Source organism: Acidihalobacter aeolianus (genome assembly GCF_001753165.1).
GTDB lineage: Bacteria > Pseudomonadota > Gammaproteobacteria > DSM-5130 > Acidihalobacteraceae > Acidihalobacter > Acidihalobacter aeolianus.
In genome coordinates this window covers 2,266,682-2,283,800 of sequence record NZ_CP017448.1, presented here as the reverse complement: position 1 = coordinate 2,283,800, position 17,119 = coordinate 2,266,682, and the positions used below count along the sequence as shown (strand labels likewise).

Annotated in this window: 14 protein-coding genes; 9 read left to right on the top strand and 5 right to left on the bottom strand. The window is 65.5% G+C overall.

The window, feature by feature from the left end; genetic code table 11:
- Positions 1 to 50 precede the first annotated feature (50 nt).
- From BJI67_RS10495 to BJI67_RS10485, 3 genes are read right to left on the bottom strand one after another with little or no spacing between them, the layout of a single operon-like run.
- Complete coding sequence (locus BJI67_RS10495) at positions 51 to 1,451, bottom strand: nickel-dependent hydrogenase large subunit (RefSeq protein WP_231940940.1); 1,401 nt, start codon at positions 1,449 to 1,451, stop codon at positions 51 to 53.
- Positions 1,452 to 1,507: 56 nt separating this feature from the next.
- Positions 1,508 to 2,500, bottom strand: coding sequence for an NADH-quinone oxidoreductase subunit B family protein (locus tag BJI67_RS10490; protein ID WP_070074094.1), 993 nt, complete (start codon positions 2,498 to 2,500; stop codon positions 1,508 to 1,510).
- Positions 2,501 to 2,514: 14 nt separating this feature from the next.
- Positions 2,515 to 3,855, bottom strand: a complete 1,341-nt coding sequence (locus BJI67_RS10485; RefSeq protein WP_197513025.1) for a PAS domain-containing sensor histidine kinase — start codon at positions 3,853 to 3,855, stop codon at positions 2,515 to 2,517.
- Between the two features lie 299 nt (positions 3,856 to 4,154).
- Here BJI67_RS10485 and BJI67_RS10480 point away from each other — a divergent pair, with 299 nt between their 5' ends.
- On the top strand, positions 4,155 to 4,628 hold the full coding sequence (locus BJI67_RS10480) for a hypothetical protein (protein WP_156782109.1): 474 nt from the start codon (positions 4,155 to 4,157) through the stop codon (positions 4,626 to 4,628).
- Positions 4,629 to 4,686: 58 nt separating this feature from the next.
- Positions 4,687 to 5,715 (top strand): IS630 family transposase, encoded by a 1,029-nt coding sequence (locus BJI67_RS10475; protein WP_070072978.1) that lies wholly within the window; start codon positions 4,687 to 4,689, stop codon positions 5,713 to 5,715.
- A gap of 392 nt (positions 5,716 to 6,107) precedes the next feature.
- On the opposite strand, the gene BJI67_RS10470 is transcribed toward BJI67_RS10475, so the two are convergent.
- Complete coding sequence (locus BJI67_RS10470; RefSeq protein WP_070072977.1) at positions 6,108 to 7,391, bottom strand: NAD(P)/FAD-dependent oxidoreductase; 1,284 nt, start codon at positions 7,389 to 7,391, stop codon at positions 6,108 to 6,110.
- A gap of 18 nt (positions 7,392 to 7,409) precedes the next feature.
- Complete coding sequence (locus BJI67_RS10465; RefSeq protein WP_070072976.1) at positions 7,410 to 8,792, bottom strand: glutamine synthetase family protein; 1,383 nt, start codon at positions 8,790 to 8,792, stop codon at positions 7,410 to 7,412.
- 246 nt (positions 8,793 to 9,038) lie between these two features.
- Here BJI67_RS10465 and BJI67_RS10460 point away from each other — a divergent pair, with 246 nt between their 5' ends.
- The 7 genes from BJI67_RS10460 (at position 9,039) to BJI67_RS10430 (ending at position 16,920) form a co-directional block, all read left to right on the top strand.
- The gene (locus BJI67_RS10460) at positions 9,039 to 9,794 is read left to right on the top strand and encodes a gamma-glutamyl-gamma-aminobutyrate hydrolase family protein (protein WP_070072975.1); all 756 of its coding nucleotides are present in this window, start codon (positions 9,039 to 9,041) and stop codon (positions 9,792 to 9,794) included.
- A gap of 12 nt (positions 9,795 to 9,806) precedes the next feature.
- Positions 9,807 to 11,156, top strand: a complete 1,350-nt coding sequence (locus tag BJI67_RS10455) for a glutamine synthetase family protein (protein ID WP_197513015.1) — start codon at positions 9,807 to 9,809, stop codon at positions 11,154 to 11,156.
- A 39-nt stretch (positions 11,157 to 11,195) separates the two neighbouring features.
- Entirely contained in the window at positions 11,196 to 12,581 is a 1,386-nt protein-coding gene (locus tag BJI67_RS10450; RefSeq protein ID WP_070072974.1) for an aspartate aminotransferase family protein, read from the top strand.
- Positions 12,582 to 12,970: 389 nt separating this feature from the next.
- Complete coding sequence (locus tag BJI67_RS10445) at positions 12,971 to 14,071, top strand: ABC transporter ATP-binding protein (protein WP_197513013.1); 1,101 nt, start codon at positions 12,971 to 12,973, stop codon at positions 14,069 to 14,071.
- Between the two features lie 37 nt (positions 14,072 to 14,108).
- Positions 14,109 to 14,999, top strand: a complete 891-nt coding sequence (locus BJI67_RS10440) for an ABC transporter permease (RefSeq protein ID WP_083250810.1) — start codon at positions 14,109 to 14,111, stop codon at positions 14,997 to 14,999.
- Positions 14,996 to 15,856 (top strand): ABC transporter permease, encoded by an 861-nt coding sequence (locus BJI67_RS10435; protein WP_070072971.1) that lies wholly within the window; start codon positions 14,996 to 14,998, stop codon positions 15,854 to 15,856. Before BJI67_RS10440 ends, BJI67_RS10435 begins: the two co-directional genes overlap by 4 nt.
- Before the next feature lie 2 nt (positions 15,857 to 15,858).
- The gene (locus BJI67_RS10430; protein ID WP_070072970.1) at positions 15,859 to 16,920 is read left to right on the top strand and encodes an ABC transporter substrate-binding protein; all 1,062 of its coding nucleotides are present in this window, start codon (positions 15,859 to 15,861) and stop codon (positions 16,918 to 16,920) included.
- Positions 16,921 to 17,119 lie beyond the last annotated feature (199 nt).

The following is a 17,119-nucleotide window of genomic DNA, read 5'->3' as shown; positions in this document are numbered from 1 at the left end:
CTTTCCGATTAGCAAGGGGCAGTCTGGTTAGCGGATTGTCAGCGCTGTCGTCAGTGTGCCGTGCACACCATGCAGGGGTCGAAGGAGCGGACCACATGCTGGACGGCGATCTTCCGCGGATGGCGCGGCGAGTCCACCGGCGTCCCGGTCAGCGCCTGCTCCAGCGCGCCGGGTTGGCCGGCGGCGTCGCGCGGCGAGAAATTCCAGGTGGTGGGCGAGACGATCTGATAGTTGCGGATGCGCCCGCCCTCGATCCGCACCCAGTGCCCGAGACTGCCGCGCGCCGCCTCGGTCAGGCCGATGCCCTCGGCGTCGGCCAGCGGGGCGGCGGGGTTGTGGAACGGTTCGCCCGGGATCAGTGCATCGGTCCAGCGCTGCATCGCCAGCAGGATGCGCGCGCTTTCCAGCAGGCGCGCGACGACACGGGTGAGCACGTTGCCGCCGGTGGCGGCGACGAGGTCGCGGATCAGCGGATGGCCGTCGACGAGCTGGCGCGCGAGCGCGCCGACCTCGACCGCCTCGCCGTGCAGACGCGGTGCCTTGCACCAGGTGTAGGCGCCTTCGCGCCCCGGGTCGGGCAGGGTGCGCGCCGTGCGCGGCGGTGCCGTGTCGCCCGCCATCCAGCTGTGGCTGACGTCCTCGGCGATGCCGTCGACGTCGAGCGAGTCCAGGCCGCCGTCGCGCCACACGCCGCGCGCGAAGAGTGGTGCCCCGTCAGCTTCGCGGTAGGCGCCGAAGCTCATGAAGCGGTCGGCGGCGCGGCCCAGGGTGTGCAGTTCGAGGGCCTCGCCGAGGGCGAGAAAGCGGGCGAGATCGCCGGGCTGCCCGGCCTGTGCCGCCTGCCAGTGCAGCAGCGCGTCGCGGCCGTCGAGGGCGACGATCTCGTCCAGGGGCGCGGCGAAGACGCGTTGTTCCAGGAATCGGCGGAAGGCGCCGACGATGTTGCCCAGATGCAGGCGCTCGCGCGCGGATACCGCTCGGGTGCAACCGCCGGGCTGGATGGCGAGGCTGTGCGGCCACTTGCCGGCCAGCAGGCCCATGAGGTGCATGAACGCGGTGCGCGCCTGCAGGAACTCGGGTGCGGCGCTGCCCTCGATGGCGCGAAAGCGCGCGTGGATGTCGGCGTGCCAGGGCTGGGCGGTGTATTCGGGGCGCGCGAAGTCCGGCATGAAGAACAGGTAGAAGTGAGTCAGGTGGTCGATCAGGTTTTCCGCAGCATGGATCAGGTCGAGCGCGAGGACGCCGTTGGGTGGGGTCTCCGCACGGTAGGCGTCGCCCAGTGCGAACGCCGCGGCCACCGACTGCGAGACCGAGCAGATGCCGCAGACCCGCGGCGCATAGACCAGAGCGTCATCGGGAATCTTGCCCAGCAGGATCTGCTCGAAGCCGCGGTACAGCGGCGAGTTCACCCAGGCCGCGTCGACCTGGCCGTCGCCGACGTCGAGCTGCACTTCGAGGTCGCCCTCGACCCGGTTGAACGGGCCCACGATCTGCCGCACCACGGGACCTATTTCCTGTCCGGCTTGCGCCCGGGGCGGGCGACGACGTGATCCGCGCGGGCGTTTTCCTTGATGCGCTGCGGTGTGGCCGCCTTGGCCAGCGAGCTGAGCGCGATGAACCAGGCCTTGGGCATGTCGGTGGGCAGGCCGAGCGGGATGCCGGCCACGGTCGGCGTGCGCAGGAAGGCGTGGCCCGGCTCTTCGAACTCGGGCGCGGTGCAGTTGATGCACGCGTAGCCGCCCCGGGTGCACGAACCCTCGCCGTTCCAGGTGCGCACGTTGCAGTCCGCCTGCGCCTGCGTGCCCATGCAGCCCAGGTGCTCCATCAGGCAGCCGAGGTCCGAGGGCTCGATGGCGCTGGCCTTGTATTCGTAGAACTCGTTGCGCGGGCAGCCGTGGTGGGCCAGGAGATCGGTATACATGCGCGGGCGTGCCAGGTCGTCCAGATCGTCCGCGCCGAGTTCGCCGCGCGCGAGCAGGTGCAGCGTGTCCAGCACCCAGTCCGGATGGGTGGGGCAGCCGGCGACGTTGATCGCCGGCAGGCCGGCGCCGGAACGGTAGTCCTTGCCCAGCAGCCCGCCGGGGTAACGCCCATCGTACTGCAGGCCGCAGGCGTCCGTGGGGTTGGAGCCGCCCGCGGTGACTCCGCCGAAGGCGGCGCAGCTGCCGACGGCCACGCAGTAGCGCGCCACCGCGGCGAGCTCGCGCACCCACTCGATCATCGGCTGCCCGGTGCCGGCGAGCATGTGGAAGCGCCCGGTGCCGTGCGGGCCGCGCAGCAGCGAACCCTCGACGCACAGCGCGTCCAGCCGCAGGTGGCCGGAGCGAATGTCCTCGAACAGCCGCAGGGCCTCGTCCATTCCCGCTTCGCTGAGCGAGGGATGCCAGATCAGGTCGATGCCCGAGGCGTCCAGCCGGGTGAGCAGGTCGGGCGTGTCGGCGCAGAGCAGCGACATCGTGCAGCCGCCGCAGCCGCCGGACTGCAGCCATAGCAGGTTCATCCGCGCGCCGCCGCTCATGGCGCTTCCGCCTCGCCGCCGTCGGCGGCCTCGCGCGGCAGTTCGATGCGGAACATCGCCCCGCCCAGGTCGCTCGCCCCGGCGCGCAGCGTGCCGCCGTGCTCAGCGACGATGCCGTAACTGATCGACAGGCCGAGCCCCGTTCCCCGGCCCACCGGCTTGCGCGTGAAGAAGGGTTCGAAGATGTGTTCCAGGTCAGCGGGCGCGATGCCGGGGCCGTTGTCGTGGATTTCTAGCCAGAGCATGTCCGCGGCGACGCCGCCGCGCACGCGCAGTTGCGGGGCGGGATGTTCGGCCACCGCGTCGACCGCATTCTGCACCAGATTCATGACCACCTGATGCAGCTGCCCGGCATGCCCCACGGCGAGAAAGGGTTCGGGCAGGTCGATGCGCACGTCGATCTCGCGGCGGGCGCCCTTGAGCACCCAATGCGCCGCGGTCTTGACCACGTGGGACAGGTCGAAGCTCGCGCTGCGCGATTTCTGCCCCCCGGAAAAGCGGCGCAGGTCCTCGACCAGATCGCGCACCCGCTCGGCGCCCTCCAGGGTGCCCTCCATCAGCGGCGCCAGATCGGCGAGGATCTTGTCGATGCGCAGGCGCTTGCGCTGCGCCTCCAGCGCCTCGTCCAGGTCGCCGGCGTGGATCGCAGCGAGGTATTCGTCGAGCTTGTGCACATAGCGCTGGAGTACGTGGACGTTGCCGTAGACGAAGCTGATCGGGTTGTTCAGCTCGTGCGCCACGCCCGCCACGAGGCGGCCCAGCGAGGCCATCTTCTCGGCCTGCACCAGATTTTTCTGCGCCTCCTTGAGCTGGTCGTGCGCCTTGTTGAGCGCCTCGTAGGCGCGGCGCAGCTCGCCGACCGGCCGCCCGATGAGCACGGCGCCGACCGGCCGCCGGCGCGGGTCGAAGCGCGTGCTGCAGTTGAGCGACAGGGGGACCGTATCCTCGGTCCCGACCATGCTGACCTCGCAGTCGCGCACCGGCTGCTTGAGCAGGCGTTCCTTGAAGCTCTCGGCCAGCGCCTTGGAGGAGGGCGCGAACAGCGCGCTCAACGGCTGCCCGACCCAGTCCGCCGCCGCGCGCCCCGTCAGCGCCTCAAGCGACTTGTTAACCTGCTGAATCCGCCCCTCGACGTCGCACACGATCATCACGTCGGTCATCGACGACTGCACGCTGGCGATGAAGGTCTGCACCTCCTCCAGCTCGGTATTCTTCTGCTCCAGCTCGATCTGGTAGCGGACCAGATTCTCGTACGTCTCGTCCATCTTGTGGATGACATCCATCCACACGATCTCCGAGGCATCCGTCGAGTCTTCGCTGCGTTCGGGTCGTTTCACGGCAGGGAACCGGGTTGATGACGGACCGCCCGGCCGAGCATGGCCGCGGGCGGGACAGGGCCATACTACCGCGAAAGTCTTGCACGCGGTGGCGGCGATAGAGGGGATTGTAGGCATGCGGAGTGGGCGTATGTGTCGCACCGGCCACTCGACATATCGATCCAGGCGAAGAAAGGTTTTGCTGCGCAGGCGATGATTGATTTTTGCGGGCAATTATCCGCATAAAGCGGGCTGAGCGCGTTTATTGAATGAAAAATATCCGAGCCCTGCGCTCGGGAACCCTTTTCGCGGAGGTTTTTATGAATCCAAAATTTCGTCTGGCCGGGGTCCTGTTGGGCGGACTTGTGACCGCATCGTATGCCCACGCCTCGCCGCAGATTCCCCCGGCACACCCCGCCAAACCCGATTCGCGTATCGAGGTGATGTTTCCGCCCATGCTGAAGCGTCAAACCCTGTTCACGATGCGCCTGCATCTTCAAGGGGTGGCCGAAATTCAGCAGGCGTTGGCCAGCGGCAGATTCGAAAAAGCCGCCGAGATCGCCACCGCGACCCTGGGCATGTCGTCCATGCATGGCCATCAGATGGCGGAAGAGGCGAAATACATGCCGCATGGCATGATGAAGCTGGGTGCGCTCATGCACCAAAGAGCGGCCGAATTTGCCATCTCGGCACAGGATGCCGCAGCTACCGGCAACCTCAAGCCTCCGTTACGTGCGCTCTCCAGGATGACCGAAACATGTGTTGCCTGTCATTCGGCGTACAGGCTGAAATGAGGTGACTTACTAAGCAGTACATTGATAACCCGACACGATATGATTTAGGGATGGAGAAATTAGACGGCGCAAGCTTGATCGCAGCACGCTGGAAGCCATTCGCATTCGAGCCGTGATGAGGGTCGAGGCCGGCGAAAGCCCCGAAGTCGTGATCCAGGCCTTGGGCTTTCATCGTAGCCAGATTTACGCCTGGTTGGCGGCGTACCGCGAGGGCGGTCTTGAGGCGCTTCGCCAGCGCAAGGCCAAGGGTCGGGAGCCGAAGCTCAGGGGCGGGCAGCTGGATCGGCTCTACCGGCTCATCACCGAGCACAACCCCACGCAATTGAAGTTCGAGTTCGCTCTGTGGACGCGTGCGATGGTCCGCGAACTCATCCGCCGCGAGTTTAAGGTACGCCTCAGCGAGGTGTCGGTGGGCCGTCTGCTGCGTACGCTGGGGCTGTCGCCACAGCGTCCTTTGCACCGGGCCTATCAACGTGACGAGGCAGCGGTCGAGCATGGGCAGGCCGTGGCCTACCCCGAGATACGTCGGCTGGCCAAGCGCGAGAAGGCCACGATCTACTTCGGTGATGAGGCCAGCGTGCGTTCGGATCACCACAGCGGCACCTCCTGGGCACCGATCGGTCAGACGCCGGTCATTGAGACCACCGGCGCTCGATTTGGCGTGAACATGATCTCGGCCGTCAGCCCCCGAGGCGGGCTGCGCTTTATGACCTTCACCGGCACCCTGACGGCGCCTATGTTCATCGACTTTCTGGGACGGCTGATCGAGGGGGCTACCACCCCGGTCTTTCTGATTGTCGACGGACACCCGGTGCACCGCTCACGCAAAGTCAGGGACTTCGTTGACGGCACCGCGGGTCGGCTCCGACTCTTTATCCTGCCGGCGTACTCACCTCATCTGAACCCGGACGAATGGGTATGGAACTGGCTCAAGCGGCACCACCTGGGCAAGGTCCGCCACAGTGGCCCGGATCAGCTTCGCCAAACGGTCACGCGATTTCTGCGCAGGCTGCAGCGGCTCACTCACATCGTCAAAGGCTTTTTCCAGGATAAAAACCTCGCCTACATCCACAATAATGTCGGGTAATTAACGTACCACTTAGTATGTTGTTTCCGTTCTTGTTGTTGTCTGAGATTTTTTTGATAAATATATTTTTTTCGTATCGACACGATCCATTGGGATATGTGTTGTCGTCTGTTGTCTTTGTGGGGCTTTCCCAGGCGCTGATGATGTCTGCTATTGATGTGATTGCGGTATATAAAGCTAGATTTGGATCATGAATCTCGCACTCTGTCATTGTAGTGTGTGTGAAAAACAATCCGGGTATGCATGCTGTTCGGCCATTGCATGAACGGGTTTTTGCCGGTTGGAGTGGCAGAGCGATCTGGACGAGACGCTATCGGTGTGATCGCGCTAGAAACCGAAAGTCGATTTGCATCGGCTGGATACTTCAGGATTCGCAAAGCGTCAAGGCGCTATCAGGGTAACGCATCCCTGATGCGTGCCCAGGTCATGGCTGCGACCAGGGCGGGGGTGCGGAACCATTCGCCGCCGGGGAAAGGCATGTGCGGGATGCGGGTGAAGACGTCGAAGCGTTCCTCGCGACCGGCGACGACCTCGGCCATGAGCTGTCCGGCCAGACCGGTGAGGGCGATGCCGTGGCCGGAGAAGCCCTGGGCGAAATACACGTTGTCGGCAAGGCGGCCGAAGTGCGGTGCGCGGTTGTGGGTGATGGCGACGTAACCGCCCCAGGCGTAGTCGATGCCGACGTCTGCGAGCTCGGGAAATACCTTGACCATGCGTGCGCGGATGGAGCGGCGAATGCTCAGCGGTTCGATGCGCGAGTAGGACACGCGGCCGCCGAAGAGCAGACGATGGTCGGCCGAGAGACGGAAGTAGTCGAGCACGAAGTTCATGTCGGCAACCGCGGCGTTGGTGGGCAGCAGCCTGCGGGCGCGCGCTTCGCCGAGCGGTTCGGTGGCGACGATATAGGTGCCTACCGGCATGATGCGCCGACGCAGCGAAGGTGCGAGCAGGTCGATGTAGGCGTTGGCGGCAACGATGACGTGGCGCGCCTGGACGGCGCCCCCGGGCGTGTGCACGGTGACGGTGCTGCTGTGGTCGATGCGCAGGGCGGGGGTTTCCTCGAACAGCCGTGCGCCGGCCTTGTGCGCGGCGTCGGCGAGGCCGAGGGTGTAGTTGAGCGGATGGATATGGCCGCTGTGCGGGTCGTAGAGCCCGCTGGTGTAGACCGGGCTGCCGACCTGGGCCAGCAGGGGCTCGCCGCGAAGGATTTCGAGTCCGCTGTAGCCGTACACGCCTTCGAGTTCCTCGCGCCATTGCTCGAGTTCGCGGTCGTGGCGCGGCTTGAGGCCGACGTGCAGATGCCCCGATGCGGCGTCGCAGGGAATGGCGTGGCGCGCGACGCGTTCGTCGAGCAGTTGCATGGCCTCCACGGACATGTCCCACAGCCGCTTGGCGTCGTCTGGCCCCACGAGCCGGCGCAGCTTGCCCATGTCGCAGGCGAAGCCGGCGATCTTTTGGCCGCCGCTGCGCCCGGATGCGCCCCAGCCGACGCGCTGTGAATCGATCAGCGCGACCCGGTAGCCGCGCTCGGCAAGGTGCAGCGCGGCCGAGCTGCCGGTGATGCCGGCGCCGATCACGCAGACGTCGACGTCCAGGTTCTCCGCGAGCGCGGGGAAGTCGAGTTCGTAGCGCCGGGTGGCGGCGTAATACGAATCGGCGTGGGGTACCTGGCTCATGGGGGACTCCGGGGCGGGCTAGACGGTGAGCAGATACCAGTCGTGTTCCAGCGACGAGATGTGATGGCGGAATTTCTCGCGCTCGGTGAGCTTGTTGGCGAGATATACCTTGAGGAAATCGGTGCCGAAATAGGCCGGCAGCACGGCGGCCCGGTCCAGCGCGCGCAGCGCGTCCAGCCAGGTCAGCGGCAGGCTCGGTTCAAGCTGTGCGTAGGCATTGCCGGTGATCGGCGCGCCGGGGTCGAGGGTCTGCGTGAGGCCGTGATGGATACCGGCGAGCACGAGTGCGGTGAGTAGATAGGGGTTGGCGTCGGCGCCGGCGACCCGATGCTCAAGGCGGCGCGCGTGGTCGGGGCCGGCCGGGATGCGCAGCGCGGTGGTGCGGTTGTTGTGCGCCCAGGCCGGCGTCAGCGGCACGAAGGTTTCCTCGCGGAAACGACGGAACGAATTGGCATTCGGCGCGCACAGCGCCATGCCTTCGGCCATGGTCTCGATCAGGCCGCCGAGCGCGTGTTTGAGCAACGGGCCGCCCTCAGGGGTGCCGTCGGCGAAGACGTTGCCGCCGTCGGGGCCGAGCAGGCTGACGTGGATGTGCGTGCCGCTGCCCGGCAGGTCGGCATACGGCTTGGCCATGAAGGTCGCGTACATGCCGTGGCGTTGGGCGATGCTGCGGATCACGCGCTTGAGCAGCACGGCGTGGTCGCAGGCGGCCAGGGCGTTGTCCTGGTGCTTGAGGTTGATTTCGTACTGGCCGGGCGCGTACTCGGCCACCGCCGTGTCGGCCGGGATGCCCTGGACGCGGCAGGCGGCATCGACCTCGTCGAGGAAGGCGCTGTAGTCGTCGAGTTCGGTGATGCCGTAAACCTGGGTCTTGCGCTCGCGCTCGCCGGTCGCCGGCGACAGCGGCGGCTGCGGGCCGCCGTCCGCGGCGCGCTCGCGGTCGATCAGATAGAACTCCAGTTCCACCGCCACCACCGGCACCAGTCCGAGGGAGTCGAGAAACAGTTCGAGCACCGAGGCAAGGCGGTGGCGCGGGTCGGCGAAATACGGCGCGCCCTGGTGGTCGTACATGGACAGCAGCAACTGGCCCATGGGGCGGCGATGCCAGGGGGCGATGCGCAACGTGCCGGGAATCGGATAGCAGATCTGGTCGGCGTCGCCGATCTCGAAGCCGAGACCGGTTTCCTCGGCGGTATCGCCGGTGATGTCTGCGGCGAAGATCGAGCCGGGCAGGTTGACGCCGTCGGCGTAGACCTTGTCCAGGGCACGTACGTCGACGCGCTTGCCGCGCAGGATGCCGTTGACGTCGGAGACGATAAGATCGACGGCCTCCACCTCCGGGTGCTGCTGTAGAAAGGCGGCGACTTCCGGATGTTGCGGCTGGTATGCTGGCGGAGACATCGGTTTGGCCCTGATTGTTTAATATCCTTATAGTCTTTGCTCGGGTCCGGGCTTGTCAAGCGAGCAGCGGTTTTGTGTCGTTCGGTGGCGCGTTGATCGCGGTTATTCGTCTGTTCGTGGCGGCGTTTGGCGTGATATCGCGTGTATGCCGAAGCGGCGCGTGCGATGGTCATGGCAGCGCCATCCCTGGCTTGTTTCGGGTTTTTAGCGGTGCTATGTTTAAAAAACTTAACATTGGTTGGCTGCATGTCTGAGCGCAAACCCCTGATCGCGGTACCTGCCGATACGCGTCTGCTGGGGCACCACTGGTTCCATGCGGCTGGCGAGAAATATCTGCGCGCCGTCGCCGAGGCGGCCGGCGGTCTGCCGCTGGTCGTGCCCGCGATGGCGGAGGCGGTGGAGATCGATGCGCTGCTCGAGCGTGTCGACGGTCTGCTGTTTCCCGGCAGCCCTTCGAACGTCGAGCCTGCGCTCTACGGCGGTCCGCCGAGCGTGGAGGGTACGCTGCACGACCCTGCGCGGGATGCCCTGAGCCTGCCGCTGATCCGTGCCGCGCTGGACCGCGGCGTTCCCCTGTTCGCGATCTGCCGCGGCCTGCAGGAAGTGAACGTGGCCCTGGGCGGTACGTTGCACCAGCGGGTGCAGGAAATCCCGGGCATGCAGGATCATCGCGAGAATCCCGATCTGCCCGTGGAAGCACAGTACGGTATTGCACACGAGGTGACACTGGTCCCCGACGGGCTGCTGGATGCGTTGATCGGGCGGCCGCGGATCGCGGTCAATTCGCTGCACTGGCAGGGCGTGGATCGCCTGGCTCCGGGATTGCGCGCCGAGGCGCGCGCCGACGACGGGCTGGTCGAGGCCTTCACGCTGCCCGACGCGCCCGGATTCAATCTTGCGGTGCAATGGCATCCGGAATGGATGGTGCATGACAATCCGGATTCGGTGACCTTGTTCGAGGCCTTCGGTGAGGCCTGCAGACAACGGTCGCGGGGCGACTGAGGAGAGCGCGACATGGATCAGCAGGACATGGAGTTCATCAACGGCTGGTTCGCGGAGCGGCGCATCACCGAAGTCGAGTGCCTCGTGCCGGACATGACCGGCAACGCCCGCGGCAAGATCATCCCGGCCAGCAAGTTCTGTAAGGAGCTGGGTCTGCGCCTGCCCGAGCAGCTGTTCATCCAGACCGTGACCGGCGACTGGCCGGACGACGAGAATATCGTCGACCCGCGCGAGATCGATATGGTCCTGAGGCCGGATACCAATACCCTGCGCATGGTCCCCTGGGCAGCCGATCCCACGGCGCAGATCATCCACGACTGCTTCCTGCGCGACGGCTCGCCGGTGGACATCGCCCCGCGCGAAGTGCTCAAGCGCGTGCTCGCGCAGTACGAGCAGCGCGGCTGGCGACCGGTGGTCGCCCCCGAGCTGGAATTCTTCCTGGTCAAGCGCAACACCGATCCGGACTACCCCCTGGAGCCGCCGATCGGCCGATCCGGGCGCCCGGAACGCGCACGCCAGTCCTACGGCATCGACGCGGTCAACGAGTTCGATCCGCTGTTCGAGGATATCTACGACTACTGCGAATCGCAGGAACTGGATATCGACACCCTGATCCACGAGTCCGGCGCGGCGCAGATGGAGATCAACTTCCTGCACGGCGAGGCGCTGTCGCTGGCCGACCAGGTATTCCTTTTCAAGCGCACCGTGCGTGAGGCGGCGATGCGCCACGACATGTATGCGACCTTCATGGCCAAGCCGCTGGAGAACGAGCCCGGCAGCGCCATGCATATTCACCAGAGCGTGGTCGACGCGACCACCGGCAAGAACCTGTTCGCGGACGAGAACGGCGCCATGAGCGAATACTTCCGTCACTTCATCGGCGGCCTGCAGCGCTATCTGCCGGCGGCGATGTCGTTTTTCGCGCCGAACGTCAATTCCTACCGTCGCATCGCCCGCCACGAGTCGGCGCCGATCAACGCCGACTGGGGCATGGACAACCGCACCGTCGGCCTGCGCGTGCCCTTCGCGCCGGCCCATGCCATGCGCGTGGAGAACCGCGTGGCCGGCGCCGACGCCAACCCCTACCTCGCGCTGGCCGCGACCCTGGCCTGCGGCCTGCTCGGCTGCATCGAGCGCATCGAGCCGCGCGCGGAGCAGAAGGCGAGCGCCTACGAACTACCCTTCGGGCTGCCGCGCAGCCTGGAGGAGTCGCTGCGCAATCTCGACGAGTGCGCGCCGCTGCAGATGCTGCTCGGCGAGCGCTTCGTGCGCGTCTACGGGGCGATCAAGCGCAAGGAATACGAAACCTTCTTCCGGGTGATCAGCTCCTGGGAGCGCGAGTTCCTGCTGCTCTCGGTCTGACGCCACCCACTCGAACACGACTTCACGGAGATCCGTCCCATGGCCCAAACCGCCCCCCGGCAACCGCATACCTCCGGCTGGCAGAGCCAGGACAGCGCGCATCACCTGCACCCCTTTACCGACTACAAGGCGCTCAACGCCAAGGGCTCGCGCATCGTCACGCATGCCGAGGGCTGCTACATCTGGGATTCTGAGGGCAACAAGATCCTCGACGGCATGGCCGGGCTGTGGTGCGTGAACATCGGCTACGGACGCAAGGAGCTGGCCGATGCGGCGTACGCGCAGATGCAGGAGCTGCCTTACTACAACAACTTCTTCCAGTGCTCGACGCCGCCGGCGGTGGAACTGTCCGCGCTGCTCGCCGAGCTGACCCCGCCGCAGTTCAAGCACGTCTTCTTCACCGGCTCGGGCTCGGAGTCCAACGACACCGTGCTGCGCATGGTGCGCTACTACTGGAAGCTCAAGGGCAAGCCCTACAAGAAGATCATCATCGCGCGCGACAACGCCTACCACGGCAGCACCGTGGCCGGCGCCAGCCTGAGCGGGATGAAGGCGATGCACGCTCAAGGTGACCTGCCGATTCCCGGCATCGCGCACATCGAGCAGCCGTATCACTTCGGCGTGGCGCCGGAGATGGATGCGAACGAGTTCGGCCTGCGTGCGGCGCGCGCACTGGAGCGCAAGATCGACGAACTCGGCGAGTGCAACGTCGCCGCCTTCATCGCCGAGCCGATCCAGGGGGCGGGCGGGGTGATCGTGCCGCCCGACAGCTACTGGCCCGAGATCAAGCGCATCTGCGCCGAACGCGACATCCTGCTGGTGGCCGACGAGGTCATCACCGGCTTCGGCCGGCTCGGCACCTGGTTCGGCTCGCAGCATTACGGCATCGAGCCAGACCTCATGTCCATCGCCAAGGGACTGTCGTCGGGCTACCAGCCCATCGGCGGCGTGCTGGTCGGCGACAAGGTGGCCGACGTGCTGATCGGGGAGGGCGGCGAGTTCTTCCACGGCTTCACCTACTCCGGCCATCCGGTGGCTGCCGCGGTGGCCGTGGCCAACCTGCGCATCCTGCGCGACGAGCGCATCATCGAGCGTGCGGCGGAGGATGTCGCACCCTACCTGCAGCAGCGCTGGCGCGAGCTGGCGGACCATTCCCTGGTCGGTGAGGCGCGCGGTGTGGGCATGGTCGCGGCGCTCGAACTGGTCAAGTCGAAGTCGCCGCGCGAGGATTTCGCGCCGGCCGGCAAGGTCGGCACGTTGTGTCGTGACATCTGCGTCGAAAACGGACTGGTCATGCGCGCGGTTCGCGATACCATGATCATCTCGCCGCCGCTGGTGCTGAGCCGCGAACAGGTGGACGAGCTGATCGAGAAGGCGGCGCGCTGTCTGGATCAGACGGCGGCGCGACTGGGCGAGGTTGTTTGAGCTTGCGGATGTTGCGCGCCAAAACGGTGCGCATGCTCCGCAGCGGTGCTGATGTGGTGCTGTGTTTAGTATTTAAGTCGAGGCCGCTCCCTGATGAGGCGATTGGGAGATGGTGTGCGCTTGGTCAGTCACTGGGTGTCATGGGTAACTTGACTTTTACATATTGATAAAAAAGGAATTATTGGCCTGGCGGCGCGGGGCGCCGGAAAAGGGTGTGGACGTGGCCCGGCGATGTGGGTGGATAGTATTTTAAGCAGCCGGGTCGCTCCGGGGGGCGTCCGGAACTCGGATGGCTTGTGGCACGCATTTTGGTAACAGAATTCTGCGATACGTTCGCGGCCGTCCAGACGGGTGTCGCGGCAGAGCCCGGTAAGCATGGGGAGATGAATGTGGCGACAGCGGTAGATGCTCAGACCATCGAGAATGTCGGCTCGACCGGCGTCGGGCTGGAGGTGGTCGGGCTCAGCAAGCGGTACGAGGGCCATCTGGCGCTGGCCGGTGTCGATCTCAAGGTCAACCCGGGCGAGTTCTTTACCCTGCTCGGTCCATCGGGTTGCGGCAAGACCACACTGCTGCGCCTGATCGCCGGGCTGGAGACGCCGACATCGGGCGACGTGGTGATAGACGGTCGCCAGGTGACGGCGCAGGTAGCGCATGCACGCCGGGTCAATACGGTGTTCCAGTCCTACGCCCTGTTTCCACATCTCAACGTCGCCGACAACGTCGCGTTCGGCCTGCGCATGCAGGGCATGGACAAGCTCACGCGCCAGCGCAAGGTGGCCGACATGCTCGCCTTCATGCACATCGAAGCACTGGCCGAGCGCCGCCCCGAACAGCTCTCCGGTGGGCAGCAGCAGCGCGTGGCGCTGGCCCGTGCGCTGGTCAACGAACCGCAGATCCTGCTGCTCGACGAGCCGCTGTCCGCGCTCGACGCCAAGCTGCGCGCCGAACTTCAGATCGAACTCAAGCGCACCCAGCGGCGCCTGGGCATGACCTTCATCCTGGTGACCCACGACCAGTCCGAGGCACTGACCCTGTCCGACCGCATTGCGGTGATGCGCGACGGTCGGGTGGAGCAGGTCGGCGGCGTCACCGAGCTTTACGAACGCCCTCGCACCGCCTATGTCGCAGAATTCCTGGGACAGGCCAACAGTTTGCCGGTGAGCGCCTCGGCGGGCTGCGAGATCGAGACCGCGATCGGCCGCCTGCGTCTGCACGAACCCGCGCCGGAAGGCATCACGCGGGTGATGATGCGCCCCGAGCGCCTGAGTTTGGGCGAGCCGGTGCAGGACGAACGCAATCGCTTCGAGGCCACGGTCGTCGAGCGTATCTATCTGGGCTCGGGGACGCGCTACACGCTGGATGCCGCTGGCACCAGCCTGATCGCGACGGTGACCCACTGCTCGCACGACGTGCACTTGCCCAGCGAGGGCGAGCGCGTGCTGGTGCAGGTGCACCCGCGCGATGTGCTGCCGCTGGCCGAGCGATGAGGAACGCGCCGATGCTGCAACGGGGAGCGCGCCGCCGATGAATGCACCGCTACGCCGCGGCCTCGGTTTGATGCTCACCGTCGCACCTGGCGTGGCCTGGATTTCGGTCTTTCTGTTTCTGCCCAGCTTGCTGATGGGTCTGCTTGCCTTCATGACCAACGGCCAGTACGGACAGCCCACGCTCCCGCTGACCGACAGCGCCTTCGTGCAGGTCGCCGGGTACAGTTTCCTGGGCTGGAGCCCGGGGAATCTTCTGGTGATCTGGCGCTCGCTGACGCAGGCCTTCTACACCACCGTCGCCACGGCCCTGCTGGCCTATCCGCTCGCCTTCTTCATCGCCGGGGCCCGCGAGCGCTATCGCCCGATCCTGCTGTTGCTGGTGATCGTGCCGTCCTGGACCAATCAGGTGGTGCGTACCTACGCCTGGATGCAGATCCTCGCGCCGGAGACCTGGCTGTCGCATCTCGCCATCTCACTGGGTCTGCTGCCGCAGCACATGGGGCTGTACCCGAGCGGCTTCGCGGTGTCCATGGGTCTCGTCTACAACTACCTGCCGTATATGGTGCTGCCGATCTACGCCTCGGTTGAAAAGCTGGACTGGCGCCTGGTCGACGCGGTGCGCGACCTCTACGCGAGCGGCTGGCGGGTGTTCCGTCACGGCGTCTTCCCGCAGACCGTGCCGGGCCTGCTGGCCGGCATCATCCTGGTGGCGATCCCGGCCTTCGGCGCCTACATCGTGCCGCAGCTGCTCGGCGGCGACCGCTCCGTGCTGCTCGGCAACCTCATCGCCCAGCAGTTCAGCTCGATGCCCAACTGGCCCTTCGGCGCCGCGCTCACCCTGGTGATGCTGGTGTTCACCTTCGGCGGTCTGGTCGTGTTCCGGCGCATGGCACGACGACTCAACGCGGGGGAGGCAAACCTGCTGTGAATCGCACCTCGTTCACCGCCCGCCTGTCCCAGGTCGTGGCCATCGCCACGATGGCCTTCCTGTGGCTGCCGCTGTTCATCGTGGTTGCCTTCTCCTTCGAACCGGAAGCGGCGGCGGTCAATCTGACCGGCTTCACCTTCGCTTGGTACGAGCGCGTGTGGGAGCAGGGCGGCATGCTGCATGCCATGTTCCGCTCGCTCGAACTCGGCCTGGTGTCGGCCGCCTTCGGCACCGTCCTCGGCGCCCTGCTCGCGGTGGGCCTGCACCGCTACCGCGGCCGCGGCTTCGCCATCCTCGCGCTGATCGTGTATCTGCCCATCGTCATGCCGGACGTGATCTACGGCATCTCGCAGATGGTGTTCTTCAACTACATGCACCAGTTCATCGGCTGGCCCAGCGCCGGGCTCGTGACCATGGGCATCGCCCATATCAGCTTCCAGATCCCCTATGTGGCGCTGGTCGTCTATGCCCGCCTCGTGGGGCTGGACCGCAATCTCATCCACGCCGCGGCCGACCTCTATGCGTCACCGCTCAAGAGCATCTACGCGTTCTGGCTGCCGGTGCTCAAGCCGGCGCTGGTCGCGGGCTTCCTGCTCGCCTTCACGCTGTCGCTGGACGATTTCGTGATCAGTTTCTTCACCAGCGGCCCCGGCAGCGTGACCCTGCCGATCTACATCTGGGGCAGCATCGCGCGGCACGGCGTCACGCCGCAGACCAACGCCATCGCCAGCATCATGATCGGCGCGGTCCTGCTGGTCGCGCTCGCACAGACTTTTTTCCGCGCCCGGCGTCACGGGCACTTGTCGTCAAACCCGCCGCCGAACGCGGCCGTCACCGCCTCTGAAGGGGGATCCTGAAAATGCGTATGCTCAAACGTACCTTGCTGTTGCTGTCGATTGCGGCGCTGCCCGCGATGGCCTCGGCCGAACAGACGCTGTATCTGTTCAACTGGACCGAGTACATGAACCCGAAGATCATCAAGCAGTTCGAGGCCAAGTACCACGTCAAGGTGGTGCAGACTTACTACTCCTCGAACTCCGAACTGCTGGCCAAGCTGATGGCTGGCGGCACCTCGCAGTACGACGTCGTCGTACCCTCGAACTACATGATCGAACGCATGGCCGAGGCCGGTCTGATCCGGAAGCTGGACAAGGCCAAGCTGTCCAACTTCAAGAATCTGATGCCGGAGTTCCAGAACACCGCCTACGACCCGCACGACGAGTATGCGATTCCCTACCAGTGGGGTACGACGGCGCTGGCCTACGACGTACGCAAGTTCAAGAACCCGCCGCAGACCTGGGGCGTGCTGTACGATCCCAAGGTCAACCCGAGCTATCCCTTCGCGCTGATGGGCGGCACCGGCCAGGACACCTTGCATGCCGCCTGTGCCTACCTCGGCTACACCTTCGGCTGCGAGAAGCCCAGCGAATGGAAGGCCGCGGCCAAGCTGGTCGTCGAGACCAAGAAACGGCATAACTTCGTCGGCTTCGTCGACGGTACCCCGGCGCTGCACCAGCTCGAAAAGGGCGTGATCGCCGCCGGTATCGTCTATAATGGCGACCTTGCCAACGAAATCGAGAGCAGCCCGAAGGCGACCAAGTACATCAAGTACATCATTCCGAAGGGCGGCGCCGAGGTGTGGGTGGACAACATGGCCATCCCGTCGCATGCGCCGAATCCCGAACTGGCGTACAAATTCATCAACTTCATCCTTGACGCCAAGATCGGCGCCGAGTTGTCGAACTACAACGTCTACGCCAGCCCCAACGCGGCCGCCAAGCCCTACCTCGACAAGGTGCTGACCTCGCCGTTGGTCTCGCCGACGAAGGAACAGTGGAAGCGGCTTTATTACATGCCTGGCCTCAAGGGTGAAAAGCTCAAGGAATACCAGGCCATCTGGCGCGCCGCGCGCGAACAGTAAGCTCGTCTAGTAACCCGGCTTGAAACGGCCCCTTCCGCCATGGGCGGGAGGGGCCTTTTTGTGGGCGCATGGAATTCTCGGAGCCGTTGATGAAGCAGCGATCGAGATATGAACGGCAACCAAATTAACGCAACAGGTATGGGAGATGCACGGTTATGGGCGGCTTCTGCTGGTGCGCCGCTTGTGTGGGGTGTGCTGG